The organism is Variovorax robiniae (assembly GCF_037889955.1).
GTDB classification, from domain to species: domain Bacteria; phylum Pseudomonadota; class Gammaproteobacteria; order Burkholderiales; family Burkholderiaceae_C; genus Variovorax; species Variovorax robiniae.
Genome location: NZ_JBBKZS010000004.1, coordinates 83,837 through 99,788 on the forward strand (window position 1 = coordinate 83,837; position 15,952 = coordinate 99,788).

Sequence of the window (15,952 nt, forward strand, 5' to 3'; positions counted from 1 at the left end):
ATCGTAACCCCGGTTGACGCGTGCGTATGGTGGCTTGATGCTTGCTTCGAAAGAGCCCGCAACCATCACCATGAGGCCCCCGTGAATCTCCGGCGTTTGAAGTACTTCGTGAAGATCGTCGACGTCGGCAGTTTGACCCAGGCCTCGGAGGTTCTCCATGTCGCGCAGCCGGCCTTGAGCCAGCAGATCGCGACGCTGGAGGGAGAGTTCAAGCAGCAACTGTTGCTTCGCACGCAGAAGGGCGTGGAGCCGACGGAGGCGGGCAAGGCGCTGTACCGCCACGCCCAACTCATCCTGCGGCAGTTCGAACAGGCACAGGCCGATGTGCTCAACGCGGGGCGCGCTTTGTCAGGGCAGGTGTCCGTGGGGCTCGCACCCGGCACCGCGGCTTCGACGCTCGCGCTGCCCTTGCTCCAGGCCGTGCATGGCCGCTACCCGCAGATCGTGTTGCACATCAACGAGAACCTCGGTACCACGCTGTGCGACGTGGTGCGCGAAGGCCGGATGGACATGGCCGTGCTGTATGGCGGCGGGCGCGCGATGCAGGGGCTCAGCTTCGATCATCTGCTGACCGAGAACCTCTTCATCGTGGCGCCGCCGGGTGTGTTGGGCGATGGGGGGGAGGTCAAGCTCGAAAGCCTGAGCGGCATTGACCTGTTGCTGCCACGAGCGACCAACGAACTGCGCCGGCGGGTCGACCAGGCCTTTGCAGCGGTGCATGTGGTGCCGCGCGTGGTCGCGGAGATGGAGTCGTCCGACACGTTGGCAGCCGCGGTGGCGTCGGGTGTCGGAGCAACGATCCTGCCGTGTTCCGTGGCACGCGGTGTGGCCAAGTCGGCATCGGGCGAGTTGCGGCGCATTGCATCGCCCGCGCTCGAGATGCCTCTGGCGCTGTGCTGCTCGGATCACCTTCCGTTGTCGGAGCCTGCCCAAGCGGTCAAGGCGATCCTGCTCGAACTGGCGAGCAAGCGGATGGTCCATCCGGCCGGGATGGACGAATAGGTCGCCACGCCAGGACTTCGTGGTCGTCACGACGACAAGCAACGCTGCGCAAATTCCATAGAGTTCCTCCCATTCACGAAGGAGACCTCCATGCCCTGGGACATCGAAGTGGTTGACGGCTGCGCCGTCGTGCGCATGAACACCAACAAGGTGAACGTCCAGAACGATCGGTTCTTTGCCGACCTGCATCAGGCGTTCGACTGCCTCGAACGGAATTTCAATGCCTTGCCGGTCGTGCTGACGGGGCAGGGCGATGTGTTCTCTGCCGGCATCGACTTCCAGTACAGCTTCGAGATCTTCGGCAGCGGCAGCGAAGACAAGGTCCGCGAGTGGTACCGCGCCTACCGCGAAACCAACCTGAGGATATTCAGGTACCCACGACCTACGGTGGCGGCAGTGAACGGCCATGCGATCGCGGGTGGCCTCATCACGGCACTTGACTGTGATTTCCGGGTGGCCGCGCGCAAGTCCGCGAAGTTCGGACTGAACGAAGTGCCGATCGGCATTCCGATGCCTGCAGCCTACGTCGAGATCATCAAGTACGCCCTGGGGGACCAGGTCGGCGCGCTCGCGACCCTGCGCGGCAAGCTCTATCCCCTCGATGAGGCGGAACGGCTTGGCTTCTTCCACGAAGTGGTGGAGCCCGACAGGCTGCTTTCAACCGCGATCGAATATGCCCGCTGCATCACGCCCGATTGCAACACCGCCTACGCGATGTCGAAGCGGGCATTGCAGGACAGCGTGCTTCGACAGATCGAAGAGCGGATGTCGACCCTGGACGAGCGACTGACGTCCGGCATGAGCGATGCGGGCAGTCGCCGCGCGCAGGACCGTCGCCGGCAGGAGATCATGCGGAAGGGCTGAGCGTAGCCACTGCGCCCGACAGCTCCGAACGGGCATGCGCATGCAACCTCGGCACATGGACCTGCAACAAACCCTTGCGCGGCGCGCTTCGAACAATCCCGAGGTTGTTGAACACGCTGACGGCCATGTTGACGCGCTGCCGCGAGAGGCCCGAGATCAATGCCAGCGCGTGCTGCGAGAGGGCGAGCTCCTGCAGGTCTTCTCCCTGGCGGTCGACGAGCATGAGCAGTGCCTTCGCCAACTGCATCTCCGGACTTCCCAGCCGAGCCGCCGCGAGCATGCCGACAAACTCGCCCATGCGTGCGTTCATGATGTCGCAGAGAAAGTGGTTGAACTCGATCGAGGCATAGCGCAGCGTGTCGAAAGTCTCCAGGGGAATAAGGCAGACCCGGGAATCGGTGAGCGCGCGCAGGTCGTATTGGCGCAGTTCCTTTTTCAGCAAGGAGCCCTCGCCGCCCCATTCGCCCTTCCGCATGCAGGACAGGGTGGTCTCTGCCCCCTGCGGATTCACGACGTACATCTGCAGGTAGCCCTGAATCACGCCGTACCAGTGGGTGCTTGGCTCGCCAGCGCGAGCTATGGTGTCCCCGGCCTTCGGATACTTCAGGACTGCGGCCTGCAGCGTCGAGGCGCGCAAGGCGTCCGACAGCGAGCGGTACCAATGCCACTTCTCGAGAAAGTCGTGGGCATTAGCAGGCGGTGACTGCGTTGTGGCTGCCATGTGCGGATGCGTAGGAGGCGGCCAGTGTAGGAGACGACTCGCCAGCGCGCAGCCTCGGCCTGCGTCCAACGCCGGACGATACAAGGTCGACGCGGTGCGCCTCAATTCACGCAGCGCGCCTCAGTTCGGGCAGCGTGCTTCCAGCGCGTCGATGAAGGACCGATCCCAGCGCCCCTCGGTCATCGCGCGGATCGTCTCGGCCTCCGTGGCAAGGTGAGCCCGCGCCTTCTCGATCAGCCACTCGGCGTCGTCCGGCGAAAAAGCCATCAGCCCATCCATGTCCCCGACGACGATGTCACCGGGGTTCACGACCATCCCGCCCACTGCCACCGGCACGTTGATCTCGCCAGGCCCATCCTTGTACGGCCCACGGTGGTTCACACCACGCGCATACACCGGAAAATCGCGTTCCGAGATCTCCGCCAGGTCGCGGATGCAGCCGTCGAGCACCACGCCCACCGTGCCGATCTTCGCAGCATAGAAGGAGAGGATGCCGCCGATCATCGCGTTCGACATGTCGCCGCCGCCATCCAGTACCAGCACGTCGCCGGGCCGGCAGAACTCGAAGGCGCGCAGCATCGTCAGGTTGCAGCCGCCGCGCGATTTCACGGTGACGGCCGTGCCGGCCATGGTCTTCTTGCCGGCACGGTGATACGGCCGCAGGCCGACGCTGCCGATGTTGCGGTGCATGTTGTCGCTCAGCGCAGCCACGGGGATGTCGCGCAGCGCTTCGAGGATCTTGGGGTCGGCCTGTGCGGCCGAGGGGTTCTTGCGAATGGCTTTGAATTGCACGGTGTGTCCTTGGTGTTGTTGTCTGGTTGTTCAATGCAGTTCGGCGACGGCGCCGGCGATGCGCTTGCAGCCCTCGTCGAGGTTCTCGATGGAGGTCGCGATCGACAGACGGAAGTAAGGCGAGAGGCCATAGGCCGTGCCCGCGACCGTGGCCACGCCGGCGTTCTCCAGCAGGTACATCACCACGTCGCCGTCCTGTTGCAGCGGCTTGCCGGCCGGCGTCTTCTTGCCGATCAGGTCGCTGCAGTTGATGTAGAGGTAGAACGCGCCCGGCGGCGTCGCGCAGCTCAGGCCCGGGATGGCGTTGATGTTGGCCAGCGTGCGGTCGCGGCGCTGCTTGTAGACGGCCACGCTCTCCGCGACGAAGCTCTGATCGCCGTTGAGCGCCATGGTTGCCGCGGCCTGGCTGACCGAGCAACAGTTGCCGGAGGTCTGCGAGAGCAGCGTGTCCATCGCCGTGACCAGGTCGGCCGGGCCGGCGGCGAAGCCGATGCGCCAGCCGGTCATGGCATAGGTCTTGGAGACGCCGTTCACCACCAGCGTGCGGTCGCGCAGCGCCGGCTCCACGGCCAGGATGTGCGCGGTGGTCTCGCCGTCGAAGCGGATGTGCTCGTAGATGTCGTCGGTCATCACCATCACGTGGGGGTGCTTCAGCAGCACGTCGGCCAGCGCGCGGTATTCGGCGGCGGTGTAGCTCGCGCCGGTCGGGTTGCTCGGCGAGTTGATCAGCAGCCAGCGGGTGCGCGGCGTGATGGCCGCCTCCAGTTGCGCGGCCGTGAGCTTGAAGCCGTTGGCCTCGGGGCAGGCGACGATCACGGGCTGGCCTTCGCAGGCGATCACCATGTCGGGATACGAGACCCAGTAGGGCGCGGGGATGATGACCTCGTCGCCCGGCTCCACCGTGACCGCGAAGGCGTTGTAGATCGCACTCTTGGCGCCGCTGGTCACGATGATCTCGTTCATCGCGTAGTCCAGCCCGTTCTCGCGCTTGAGCTTGGCGACGATGGCCTGGCGCAGTTCGACCGTGCCGGACATCAGCGTGTAGCGTGTGGCGCCCTTGTCCATGGCCTCGGTGGCGGCGCGGCGGATGTGGGCGGGCGTGTCGAAGTCGGGCTCGCCGACGACCAGGTTGACGATGGACTTGCCCTGCCGGCGCAGTTCGTTGGCACGGTCGGCGGCGGAGGTGCTCGGCGAGGGCTTGATGCGGCGGACGCGCGACGAAATGCGGGAGGGGGTGTTCACGGAACTTCCTTGGAGTGAGCGGTGCATGGGGCGTAACGGTACGCAGATCGCCGCTGCAAGGCCAAGACGAGATCGGTCTGTATCGATAGGCGCTGCTTATGACGGCGTTGAACCGGCCTCGATTTGCAACGCGGGCGCGGGGCGGGCGAAGTGGTCAACGGTGTCTTGGGTGTCGTCCGATGGTCACACCGTCGCCCCGGTGCTAGGCTCGGCTTTTGCGTAGGACCCCGTGTGAACCTGCGACGCCTCAAATACTTCGTGAAGATCGTGGACATCGGCAGCCTGACGCAGGCGGCCGAGGTTCTTTTCATTGCCCAGCCCGCCCTGAGCCAGCAGCTTGCGACGCTCGAAGGCGAGGTGCGGCAACAGTTGCTCGTGCGCACCAAGCGCGGCGTCACGCCGACGGAGGCCGGCAAGGTGCTCTACCGCCATGCGCAGATCATCCTGCGGCAGTGCGAGCAGGCGCGGGTCGACATGGAGGCGGCGGGGGAGGGGCTGTCGGGGCAGGTGTCGGTCGGGCTGGCGCCGGGCACGGCCGCCTCGGCCCTGTCGCTGCCGCTGCTGCGCACCGTGCGCGCGCGCCACCCCGGCATCCTGCTCTATCTCAACGAGAACTACGGCACCACGCTGAGCGAACTCATCATGAACGGCCGCATGGACCTGGCCGTGCTTTACGGCGACAAGGCCATTCACGGCCTGACCTTCCAGCCGCTGCTGAAGGAGCCGCTGTTCCTGGTCGGCCCGGCCTCCACGCCGCCGCCCGCGCAGCCGGTCAAGCTGGCCGACCTCCGCGATATGGAGTTGATGCTGCCGCGTCCCTACAACGTGGTGCGCAAGCTGGTCGATGCGGCCTTCGTGCGGGCGGGCATGGTGCCGCATGTGGTGGCCGAGATCGAGTCGGCCTTCACGCTGACGGCCGCCGTCGCCGACGGGCTGGGCGCCAGCATCCTGCCGGCCTCGATGGCGCGCGAGGTGGTGGCCGCCTGCGGCGCCTGGCAGTTCCAGATCGTCGAGCCGGTGATCGAGGCGCCGCTGGCGCTGTGTCTGTCGGACCACCTGCCGCTGTCGGAACCGGCGCAGGCGGTGAAGGACATCGTGCTGGAACTCGTCGTGGAGTTGGCCGGTACGGTGATGTCGACGCCCACGCCCGAGCTGACCGCCTTGTCCTGATCGATGTCATAAGCCCCCCTTATCCCGGCACAGCCAATCCGTCTTTGGCAGGAAGCGCGCCGGCCGTTACCTTTCATGCATGCCGTCACGCGTCCGCTGGATGCGTCGGTCCAACGGATGCGCGATCCAGCGCACGATGCATGAAGCAGGAACAGATCAAGACGCTCATCGATGCGCTGGCAGGCTCGGACCTGTCGGAGCTGGAATTCAGCGAGAACGGCAGCACGCTGCGGCTGGTGAAGCAGTCGGCGTTGGGGAATGCGAGGCCGCGCAGTGCTGCGGCTTCGGTACGCGCCGCAGGTGAACGCGGCGTCGTCAAGGCTGGCACCAAGGCTGCGGCAAAGCCTGCAGCAGCTGTCGTGGCAAACGAATGCCTCGCCCCGCTCTTCGGCGTGGTGCACCTGCAATCGACGCCGGGTGAGCCGCCCTTCGTGACGGTCGGCCAGGCCGTGAAAGCAGGTCAGCCGCTCTGCGTCATCGAAGCCATGAAGGTGTTCAACGAAGTGCGAGCCGAGCGTGACGCGACGGTGCTCGAAGTGCTGGTCGCCTCCGGCCAAGAGGTCGAGGCCGGCCAGCCGATGTTCCGCTTCGCAACGGAAGGATGACGCGCATGTTCGACACCGTCCTCATCGCCAACCGCGGGGAAATCGCGCTCCGCATCCAGCGCGCCTGCCGTGGCCTCGGCCTCAAGACGGTGGTCGTGCATTCCGAGGCCGACCGCGACGCCAGCTATGTCGCGCAGGCCGACCAGGCGCTGTGCATCGGCCCGGCCGCGCCGGGGCAGAGCTACCTGAACCAGTCTGCCATCCTGTTCGCGGCGGAGGTCAGCGGCGCGCAGGCAATCCATCCGGGCTACGGCTTCCTCTCCGAGAACGCGGGCTTCGCCGAAAAGGTCGAGCGAGCCGGCCTGACCTTCATCGGCCCGAGCGCCACCTGCATCCGCACCATGGGCGACAAGGTCGCGGCCAAGAACGCGATGCGGCGTGCCGGCGTGCCTTGCGTGCCGGGGCCGGACGAAGGCCTCCCGGACGATCCGGCGCAGGTGCTCGCATTGGCACGCGACATCGGCTACCCGGTCATCGTCAAGGCCGCAGGCGGTGGCGGCGGGCGTGGCATGCGCGTGGTGCACGAGGAAGCCGCCTTGCTCGACGCGATGGCGCTGACCCGCGAGGAAGCGCGCCGCGCCTTCGGCAACCCCGAGGTCTACATCGAGAAGTTCCTGCTGCATCCGCGCCATGTCGAGATCCAGGTGCTGGCCGACAGCCACGGCAATGCGGTCTGGCTCGGCAGCCGCGACTGCTCGCTGCAGCGCCGGCATCAGAAGGTGATCGAGGAAGCGCCCGCGCCGGGCATCGACGAGGCGCTGGTGGCCGAGGTCGGCGAGCGCTGCGCCGCGGCCTGCCGGCAGATCGGCTACTGCGGCGTCGGCACCTTCGAGTTCCTCTACGAGCGCGGCGCCTTCTTCTTCATCGAGATGAACACGCGCCTGCAGGTCGAGCATCCGGTGACCGAGATGACGGCCGGCATCGACATCGTGCAGCAGCAGATCCGCGTGGCCCGCGGCGAGCGCCTGTCCTTCACGCAGGCCGATGTGCAATGCCACGGCCACGCGATCGAATGCCGCATCAACGCGGAAGATCCCCGGACCTTCGCGCCTTCGCCGGGGCGCATCACCGGCTGGCAGGTGCCCGGCGGCTTCGGCGTAAGAGTCGACTCGCATGCCAACGCAGGCTATCGCGTGCCGCCGTACTACGACTCGATGATCGCCAAGCTCATCGTGCACGGCCGCACGCGTGACGATGCGCTCGATCGCATACGCCTGGCGCTGGCGGAGATGCGCATCGAGGGCATCTCGACCAATGTGCCGTTGCATCGCGAAGTTTTGCAGGACGAAGGCTTTGCCGGCGGCGGCGTGGACATCCACCATCTGGAGCGCTGGCTTCAGCAGAGGGCAGCCCAATGAGCACCACGACAACCCCGCGTACGGCGCGCAAGACAAGCGCTGCGAAATCCGCGCCGCCGAAGCCCGCCGCCTCCATCAGCCTGCTCGGCACGACCGCGCTGCTGTTCGAAGCCCCCGGCGAACTCGAACTCGCCTCGCAGAAACGCATCTGGGCGCTGGCCCGCGAAACGCAGGCCTGGCCCGAGTTCCGCGAATCCGTCCCCGGCATGAACAACCTCATGCTGACCTTCGTGCGCCCCCCGCGCAGCACCAGCGCACTCGAGGAACTGGAAGCCCGGCTCCACAAGGCATGGGACGCCGCAGTCGAACTGCCGATCGAAGGCCGCCTCATCGAACTCCCGGTTGTCTATGGCGGCGAGGGCGGCCCGCACATGGCCGACGTCATCGCGCACACCGGCCTCAGCGCCGAGGAAATCGTCGCGCTGCACAGCGCACCGACCTATCCCGTCTACGCACTCGGCAGTCACCCCGGCTACTGCTACCTCGGCGGCATGGACCCACGCATTGCCACGCCGCGCCGCAAGGTGCCGGTGCTGAGCATTCCCGGCGGCGCCGTGTCGATCGGCGGCGCGCAGACCGGCGTGTCGGCCTCGGCCGGGCCGAGCGGCTGGAACACCATTGGAAGCACCGCCATGTCCTTCTTCGACCCCACGCAAGACCCGCCGGTGCTGCTGCAGCCGGGCGACATGATCCGCTTCCGCGTCGAAAGGATCGTCAAATGATCGAAGTGCTTTCTTCCGCCGCGCTGGCCACCGTGCAGGACCTCGGCCGCGCCGGCAGCCTGCGCTGGGGCGTGGGTACATCCGGCGCGATGGACAACCTGGCGCTGGCCGCCGGCAACCTGATGCTTGGCAACGACGTCAATGCGGCCGGTGTCGAGGTGCCGGTGTTTCCGTTCAAGGTGCGCTTCGACGAGGACTGCGCCTTTGCCTTGACCGGCGCCGATTGCGCAGCCAAGCTGGACGACCAGTCGCTGATGCCGTGGTGGAGCCACCAGGCGCGCGCCGGCCAGGTGCTGACGCTGGGCCTGCCGCAAGCCGGCCCGCATCGCGGCAGCCGCGCGGTGCTGTGCGTCGCGGGCGGTGTCGATGTGCCCGAAGTGCTGGGCTCACGCAGCACGCAGTTGCGCGGCGCCTTCGGCGGCCATGAAGGCCGGGCGCTCAAGCGTGGCGACAGGCTGCGCGCAGCCGGAGCAGGGACCGAATGCAAGAACGGCTTCGGCCTGGTCCCGCCCGCGCTGGCACTGCCGCTCTACAAGGACGAGGTGCTCGCCGTGCGCGTGCTGCCCTCTGCCGAATACGCAGCCTTCGAAGAAAGCTCGCGCGCCGAGTTCTGGGCCGGCGAATGGAAGATCACCGCGCAGAGCGACCGCTACGGCTACCGCCTGGAGGGCGAGGCGCTGCGCCCGATCGCACCCATGGAAATGCGCTCGCACGGTATCGTGCCCGGCGTGATCCAGGTGCCGCACAGCGGCCAGCCCATCATCCAGATGCGCGATGCGCAGCCTTCGGGCGGCTATCCCAAGTTCGGCACGGTCATCGAGGCCGACCTCTGGCGCCTCGGCCAGGCACCGATCGGCAGCCGCATCCGCTTCATCCAGGTCGACTGGGACCAGGCCGTCGCGGCGCTGGACGAGGTTGAGGCCTGGCTGGACAAGGTAAAGCGCGTCGTCGACCTGCATCGCAGTGCGCCGAAGGTGAACTGACATGCCGCGCACCGAACAACTCCAGCAATTGATCCAGTGGCTGGCCGGCACCGATATCGGCCTGCTGGACTTGCGCACGCCTGAAGGTTCTATTCGCCTTGAACGAAACGGCGCGTCCGAAGAGATCCTCGAACTGGACACCGACGAAGACGCAGCGCCGCCGAATGAAGCCACGCCTGTTGCAGCGTCCTCACTGGGCATCTTCCTGCACACCCACCCCATGCAGGCGACCGCATTGACCAGCGTCGGCGAGCAGGTCGCCGCAGGCCAGCCCCTCGGCCTCTTGCAGATCGGCCCGCTGCTGCAATCCGTCGATGCCCCACAAGCTGGCGTCGTCACCCAACTGCACGTCGACAGCGGCCAGCCCGTCGGCTGGGGCGAACCACTGCTCGACCTCCAGCCCCTCGAATGAACCCAAGGACCAAGACATGGACATCGACCTGAACGCCGACCTCGGCGAGGGCTTCGGCCCCTGGCGCATGGGCGAGGACGAGGCGCTGCTCGACATCGTCTCCTCGGCCAACGTGGCCTGCGGCTTCCACGCCGGCGATCCGGTCATCATGGACCGCACCGTGCGCATGGCGCAGTCGCGCGGCGTCGACGTCGGCGCGCACGTCGGCTTCCCGGACCTGCTCGGCTTCGGCCGGCGCCAGATGCAGATCGACCCGGTCGAACTGGCCACCTATGTGACCTACCAGCTCGGCGCGCTCGCCGGCATGGCCCGCTCTGCCGGCCACCGCATGACCCACATGAGCTTCCACGGCGCCCTCGGCAACATGGCCGCGGCCGATGCGCAACTGGCCGCGCCACTGGTGCGTGCCGTCGCCGCTTTCGACCCCGATCTCATCATCAGCTCGTCCGCCAGCCGCGCCATCGAGGACGCTGCGGCCGCTTGCGGCCTGCGCGTCGCCACCACCTTCCTCGCCGACCGCGCCTGCGACGACCACGGCCTGCTGGTGCCGCGCAAGCTGCCCGATTCCGTGATCCACGACAAGGAGGCCGTGCTGGCGCGTGTGAAGCAGCTGCTCGACGACGGCACCGTTACGACGTACAGCGGCAAGAAGATCCCGATGAAGGTCCATTCGATCCTGCTGCATGGCGACACGCCCGGCGCGGTGAACCTGGCGCGCACGGTGCGCGAAGTGGTCGAGTCCGCAGGCCGCGTCGTGCCGATCTCGCGCCAACAGGTCCAGGGATGAACAGCCCCCTCATGGTGCGTTGCAGCATCCACATGCACGCCTTCAGGGCGACATAAGGACCCCTTATCTCTCCACAGACATTCCGTCTTGGCGCCAAAGCACCGCCCTCGACACAATGAAAACACTCCCCAACGAAAGATCCGAAGATGCCGTTTTCTGACTACAAGACCGCCCTCGTCACAGGCGCCTCCTCGGGCATCGGTGCCGCCGTGGTCGAGCGCCTCAGCAAGGAGGGCCTGAAGGTCCACGCGGTGGCGCGCAGTGCCGGCAAGCTGGAAGAACTGGCAGCGCGCACCGGGTGCATTCCCCATGCCTTCGACGTGAGCGACCTCGAGGCCATGACCAAGCTGGCGAGCGAAGTCCCCTTCGACGTGCTCGTCAACAACGCCGGCGTCGACCGCCCCGGCTCCATCCTCAAGGCCGACGCCGAAGGCATCGACCTGCTGGTCGACGTCAACCTGCGCGCCGTGCTGCACCTGTGCCGCCTGGTCGTGCCGGGCATGGTGGCACGCGACCGTGGCCACGTCGTCAACATCAGCTCCATCGCCGCGGCCTACAACTTCGGCGGCAACAGCACCTACCACGCGACCAAGGCAGCCGTCAGCATGCTGTCGCGCCAGTTGCGCATCGACGTCTTCGGCAAGCGCGTGCGCGTCACCGAGATCTGCCCGGGCCGCGTGGCCACCGACATCTTTGCCCACGTGCACGGCGACTCCGAGGAAACCTACAAGCGCTTCGTCGAAGGCTTCGAGCTGCCCAAAGCCGAGGACATCGCCAACGCCATCGCCTTCGCCATTGCCGCGCCGATCGCGGTGAACGTGGGCCACATGGAGATCACGCCCACGCTGCAAGTGCCCGGCGGACTCTCCACCACCCGGCCGGAAGCGGCGCAGGCCTGATCCAGCAACCGCCGCAACGCACCCACACACAACGACAAGGACCGGCGCATGAAAGACTTCGACCTTCTCGCGGTGCTGTTGAAACCGGAGTTCGGCCAGATGCTGCTGCACGGCATCGTCATGACGCTGAAGATCGCGGCGGGCTCCTGGTTGCTGGCCATGGCCATCGCCATCGTGCTGCTGGTGGTGCGGCTCAGCACCAACCGCATCGCAGAGCGCGCGGTCGCGGCCTATGTCTCCTACCACCGCAACGTGCCGACGCTGGTGCAACTGATGCTTTGGTACTTCGGCATCTTCAGCCTGCTGCCGGACCCGGTGCAGGAATGGCTGTCGAACCACAATGCCGAGCTGCTGATCTCCATCATCGCGCTGGGTCTTTGCCAGGCCGCGTACTTCAGCGAGGACATGCGCAGCGGCCTGCGCGCCATCCCGGCCGGGCAGGCAGAAGCGGCCCGTGCACTGGGCCACGGCTACATCGGATCGATGCGCCACGTGATGCTGCCGCAGGCCATCCGTAACGCGATCCCGGCGCTCATCAACCACAGCGTCTCGCTCTTCAAGAACAGCAGCCTGGCCATGGCCATCGGCGTGGCCGAACTCACCCATGCGGTCAAGGAAATCGAGAGCCAGAGCTTCCGCGCCTTCGAGGCCTACAGCGTCGCGACGGTGCTCTACCTCCTGTTCTCGTTGGTGATCATGGCCATTGGCGCGGGTGTGTCGCGCCGCTATCGCATTGCCGGCGCAAGGTAAGGCCATGTACAGCATCTACGAAATCCTGCGCGACAACTGGCTGCTGCTGCTCATCGGGCAGTACCCCAACGGCCCGATGGGCGGCATCGTCGCGACGCTGATGCTCTCGGTGCTCGGCATCACGCTGGCGTTCCCACTTTCCGTTCTGCTGGCACTGGCCCGGCTCTCGCCCTGGAAGCTGCTGAGCTGGCCCGCCGCCGTGCTGGTCTACGTGGTGCGCGGCGTGCCGCTGCTGATGGTGATCCTGTGGGTCTACTTCCTGGTGCCGCTGCTGATCGGCCGCGAAGTCTCCGGCTTCACCACCATGCTCTGCACGCTGGTGATCTACGAAGGCGCCTATCTTTCCGAAGTGGTGCGCGCCGGCATCCAGTCCTTGCCCAAGGGCCAGTCCGAAGCGGCGCGCGCACTCGGCCACAGCCACCTCGGCACCATGTGGTACGTGATCCTGCCGCAGGCGCTCTACAACATGCTGCCGAGCATGCTGAGCCAGTTCATCTCCACCATCAAGGAGACCACGCTGGGCTACGTGATCAACGTGCAGGAACTGACCTTCGCCGCCAACCAGATCAACAACCAGTTGCTGACCAAGCCCTTCCAGGTCTTCTTCATCCTGGCCATGACTTTCTACGTCGTCTGCTTCAGCCTCACGCAACTGGCGCAGTGGGTGGAGCGGCGCATCGCCCACAAGCGGCTCGGTGCGGCTCCGGTCAAGGTGCTCGACGAAGACGTGACGCCGATGCCGCCCACCGTGGCAATCCTTCCCTGAGATCGCACAAGACGATCCGAACCCAAGTACATCCGGAGACAAACGCATGACCCCCGTTCCAGCCCAAGGCCGACCGCAAGGCGGCGAGGACACTCCGATGATCCTGTTCAACAACATCAACAAGTGGTACGGCGAGTACCAGGCGTTGACCGACGTCAATGCCGAAGTGAAGAAGGGCGAGGTCGTCGTGGTCTGCGGCCCTTCGGGCTCCGGCAAGTCGACGCTGATCCGCACCGTCAACCGCCTGGAAGAAGTGAAGTCGGGCCAGCTCCTGTTCGATGGCCACGACATCCATGCGCCGTTGAGCAGCGCAGCGCTGAACAAGCTGCGCAGCCGCATCGGCTTCGTGTTCCAGAGCTTCAACCTGTTCCCGCACCTGTCGGTGCTGGAGAACATCATGCTGTCGCCGATGCGCGTGCTGGGCGTGAAGCGCTCGGCGGCGCGCGAGAAGGCCATGCAGTTGCTGGAACGCGTGGGCCTGGCGAACAAGGCCGGCTCCTATCCGGCGCAGTTGTCGGGCGGCCAGCAGCAGCGTGTGGCCATCGCGCGTGCTCTCGCCATGGAGCCGCCTGCGATGCTGTTCGATGAACCCACCAGCGCGCTCGACCCGGAGATGGTCGGCGAAGTGCTGTCGGTGATGCGCGGCCTGGCCAACGACGGCATGACCATGATGTGCGTCACGCACGAAATGAACTTTGCCCGCGAGGTTGCCGACCGCGTCTGGTTCATGGACGCCGGCCAGATTCTCGAGAAGGCCGACCCTGAATCTTTCTTCAACGCCCCGCAGCATCCGCGCGCCAAGCGCTTCCTGTCGGACCTGCGGGCGCACTGAATCCAGAACCCTTTCCGTCACACATCAACCTCATCACTCAACCGGAGTCCATCATGTCGAAGAAGACCGCTTTCCGTCTCGCCGCCATCGGCTGCTGCCTGTCCACGCTGGGCCTGCTCGCCCATGCCGACCAGTGGGACGAGATCCAGCAACGCAAGGAACTCAAGTGCGGCACCTTCGCCGACGTGCCGCCCTTCGCCGCGCCGGACCCGAAGACGCGCGAGATGGTCGGCTTCGACGTCGACCTCTGCAACGCGGTGGCCAAGCAGCTTGGCGTGCCGGCCAAGGTCACGCCGCTGTCGGTCGAGGCCCGCGTGCCCGAGGTCAAGCTCGGCCGCGTCGACATCACCGTCGCCAACCTGGCCTACACCAAGAGCCGCGGCGAGCAGATCCAGTTCAGCGACCCGTACTACGTCGCCAAGGAAATGCTCGCCGTCAAGGCCTCCGACCCCGGCACCACCAAGGCCGACTTCAAGGGCAAGCGCCTGAGCTCGACCAAGGGCTCCACCTCGGAGCTGTCGATCAAGATGAACGGCTCCGAGCCGGTCACCTTCCAGGACACCGGCTCCGCCTTCATGGCCGTGCAGCAGAACAAGTCGATGGGCATGGTCGCCAACACCATGACCATCACCAAGCTGGTCAACCAGTCCAAGACCTCCGGCGTCGAGCTCAAGATGATCAAGGAGCCGATGGTGTTGCAGCCGGTCGGCATCGGCATGAAGAAGGACGAACCCGTGCTGCTGGCCAAGGTCAATGCCGCGCTCTATGCGCTCGACAAGGCCGGCGAGATCGACAAGCTGTGGGCCAAGTGGCTCGGCCCGAACACCGAGTACAAGCTGACGCGGGACGAGAAGGTGACGCCGTTGTCGGAGCTCAAGTTCGAACTCCTGCCCTGAGCGTTCACCATCCGTAGAAGCGGGGCCAGGCCTCCGTGGCACCCGAGGCCGAGAGCGCGTGGTACTCCGGATGTTGCGCACCGGTCGCGCAAGCATGGTTGGGAAGGATGCGAAGTCGCGTCCCGATCGGGAAGCGCCTCGCGATGTCGCCATCCGCGTCACCGACGCGGGAAACAATCCCATGCTCCTGGTTGGCTGAACTGACGACATAGCCGTCGAGCACCTCGCCCGCCAGGGTGCACACCTGCCCGAAGCCGAAGTCGTGCTTCTGCTTCTGCGTCCCGCGGTCGCGGCTCATCGCCATCCAGCCGGCATCGACGATGGCCCACCCCTTTTCCTCCTGATGACCGATGACGGTCGTCAGGACGCTGAGCGCAATGTCACTCGTGCCGCATACCCCCACGTTGTGCATGACCAGGTCGAAGAAGACGTAGACACCCGCGCGAACCTCCGTCACGCCGTCGAGCTCCGGCACGGTCAAGGCGGTCGGCGTGGAGCCCAGGCTGACGACGGGGCATGCGAAGCCGGCGGTGCGAAGACGCTCGGCTGCGCGCACCACGCCATGGCGTTCCTGTTCGGAAATCTTCAACAGGTCTTCGTGCGTGTCGTAGTCGTAGCTCGATCCTGCATGCGTCAGCACGCCGCCCAGCTTCATGCCGGCCGATTCGAGGGCCCGCGCAACGCCCAGCAGCTTTTCCTCCTCCGGGGTGATCCCTGACCGATGCCCGTCGGTGTCGATCTCGATCCACACCTCGAACACTTCGCCTTTCTCACGTCCGAAGGCGCCGATGGCCTCGGCCGCCGCAACGCTGTCCGCGATGATCTTCAGGTCGCAACCACGCCGTCGAAGCGCCAATGCCTGGGGCAGCTTGGTGACGACCATGCCGACGGCGTAGAGGATGTCCGTCACGCCCGCGTCGAAGAACTGCTCCGCCTCCTTCAACGTGGAGACCGTGATGCCGCGCGCACCGGCCGCGATCTGGGCCTGGACCACGGGCAGGCATTTGGTCGTCTTGACGTGAGGACGGAAGCTGACGCCCAGCGCATCCATGCGCTTCTGCATCCGTTCGATGTTGTGTTCCATTCGCGCGGTGTCGACCACTGCGGCGGGGGTGTTGAGTTCCAGCAGGCTTGTCATGGTGGTGTTCCTT

At 66.1% G+C, this 15,952-nt stretch carries 18 protein-coding genes; 14 read left to right on the forward strand and 4 right to left on the reverse strand.

Annotated elements, in window-relative coordinates; genetic code table 11:
• Positions 1-81 precede the first annotated feature (81 nt).
• Together nac (WKW79_RS11420) and WKW79_RS11425 are read left to right on the forward strand one after the other, a co-directional pair.
• Entirely contained in the window at positions 82-1,002 is a 921-nt protein-coding gene (nac, locus tag WKW79_RS11420) for a nitrogen assimilation transcriptional regulator NAC (RefSeq protein WP_340335270.1), read from the forward strand.
• A 90-nt stretch (positions 1,003-1,092) separates the two neighbouring features.
• Positions 1,093-1,866, forward strand: coding sequence for an enoyl-CoA hydratase/isomerase family protein (locus WKW79_RS11425; RefSeq protein WP_340335271.1), 774 nt, complete (start codon positions 1,093-1,095; stop codon positions 1,864-1,866).
• Here the strand turns inward: WKW79_RS11425 and WKW79_RS11430 are convergent.
• From WKW79_RS11430 to WKW79_RS11440, 3 genes are all read right to left on the reverse strand, one after another.
• Entirely contained in the window at positions 1,850-2,503 is a 654-nt protein-coding gene (locus tag WKW79_RS11430) for a Crp/Fnr family transcriptional regulator (RefSeq protein WP_340335272.1), read from the reverse strand. The two genes, WKW79_RS11425 and WKW79_RS11430, sit on opposite strands and share 17 nt — an antisense overlap.
• Positions 2,504-2,707: 204 nt before the next feature.
• Positions 2,708-3,379, reverse strand: a complete 672-nt coding sequence (locus tag WKW79_RS11435) for an RraA family protein (RefSeq protein ID WP_340335273.1) — start codon at positions 3,377-3,379, stop codon at positions 2,708-2,710.
• 30 nt (positions 3,380-3,409) lie between these two features.
• Complete coding sequence (locus tag WKW79_RS11440; protein ID WP_340335274.1) at positions 3,410-4,648, reverse strand: aspartate transaminase; 1,239 nt, start codon at positions 4,646-4,648, stop codon at positions 3,410-3,412.
• A gap of 204 nt (positions 4,649-4,852) precedes the next feature.
• On the opposite strand from WKW79_RS11440, the gene nac (WKW79_RS11445) reads away from it, so the two are divergent.
• The 12 genes from nac (WKW79_RS11445) (at position 4,853) to WKW79_RS11500 (ending at position 14,801) form a co-directional block, all read left to right on the forward strand.
• A complete protein-coding gene (gene nac / locus WKW79_RS11445; RefSeq protein WP_340335275.1) occupies positions 4,853-5,791 on the forward strand; it encodes a nitrogen assimilation transcriptional regulator NAC in 939 nt (312 codons plus the stop codon).
• Between the two features lie 140 nt (positions 5,792-5,931).
• Positions 5,932-6,396 (forward strand): acetyl-CoA carboxylase biotin carboxyl carrier protein, encoded by a 465-nt coding sequence (locus tag WKW79_RS11450; RefSeq protein ID WP_340335276.1) that lies wholly within the window; start codon positions 5,932-5,934, stop codon positions 6,394-6,396.
• Positions 6,397-6,401: 5 nt separating this feature from the next.
• Complete coding sequence (gene accC / locus WKW79_RS11455; protein ID WP_340335277.1) at positions 6,402-7,754, forward strand: acetyl-CoA carboxylase biotin carboxylase subunit; 1,353 nt, start codon at positions 6,402-6,404, stop codon at positions 7,752-7,754.
• Entirely contained in the window at positions 7,751-8,476 is a 726-nt protein-coding gene (pxpB, locus tag WKW79_RS11460) for a 5-oxoprolinase subunit PxpB (protein WP_340335278.1), read from the forward strand. Before accC ends, pxpB begins: the two co-directional genes overlap by 4 nt.
• Entirely contained in the window at positions 8,473-9,459 is a 987-nt protein-coding gene (locus tag WKW79_RS11465) for a 5-oxoprolinase subunit C family protein (protein WP_340335279.1), read from the forward strand. The genes pxpB and WKW79_RS11465 overlap by 4 nt, the downstream gene beginning before the upstream one ends.
• A gap of 1 nt (position 9,460) precedes the next feature.
• Positions 9,461-9,871, forward strand: a complete 411-nt coding sequence (locus WKW79_RS11470; RefSeq protein ID WP_340335280.1) for an acetyl-CoA carboxylase biotin carboxyl carrier protein — start codon at positions 9,461-9,463, stop codon at positions 9,869-9,871.
• Positions 9,872-9,887: 16 nt separating this feature from the next.
• A complete protein-coding gene (locus tag WKW79_RS11475; protein ID WP_340335281.1) occupies positions 9,888-10,658 on the forward strand; it encodes a LamB/YcsF family protein in 771 nt (256 codons plus the stop codon).
• 146 nt (positions 10,659-10,804) lie between these two features.
• Complete coding sequence (locus tag WKW79_RS11480; RefSeq protein WP_340335282.1) at positions 10,805-11,557, forward strand: SDR family oxidoreductase; 753 nt, start codon at positions 10,805-10,807, stop codon at positions 11,555-11,557.
• Positions 11,558-11,605: 48 nt separating this feature from the next.
• A complete protein-coding gene (locus tag WKW79_RS11485; protein WP_340335283.1) occupies positions 11,606-12,307 on the forward strand; it encodes an amino acid ABC transporter permease in 702 nt (233 codons plus the stop codon).
• Between the two features lie 4 nt (positions 12,308-12,311).
• Complete coding sequence (locus WKW79_RS11490) at positions 12,312-13,073, forward strand: amino acid ABC transporter permease (RefSeq protein WP_340335284.1); 762 nt, start codon at positions 12,312-12,314, stop codon at positions 13,071-13,073.
• 97 nt (positions 13,074-13,170) lie between these two features.
• A complete protein-coding gene (locus tag WKW79_RS11495; RefSeq protein ID WP_340335637.1) occupies positions 13,171-13,905 on the forward strand; it encodes an amino acid ABC transporter ATP-binding protein in 735 nt (244 codons plus the stop codon).
• 53 nt (positions 13,906-13,958) lie between these two features.
• Positions 13,959-14,801: an ABC transporter substrate-binding protein gene (locus WKW79_RS11500; RefSeq protein ID WP_340335285.1), complete on the forward strand. Its 843-nt coding sequence runs from the start codon at positions 13,959-13,961 to the stop codon at positions 14,799-14,801.
• A gap of 4 nt (positions 14,802-14,805) precedes the next feature.
• On the opposite strand, the gene WKW79_RS11505 is transcribed toward WKW79_RS11500, so the two are convergent.
• Complete coding sequence (locus WKW79_RS11505) at positions 14,806-15,939, reverse strand: DSD1 family PLP-dependent enzyme (protein ID WP_340335286.1); 1,134 nt, start codon at positions 15,937-15,939, stop codon at positions 14,806-14,808.
• Positions 15,940-15,952 lie beyond the last annotated feature (13 nt).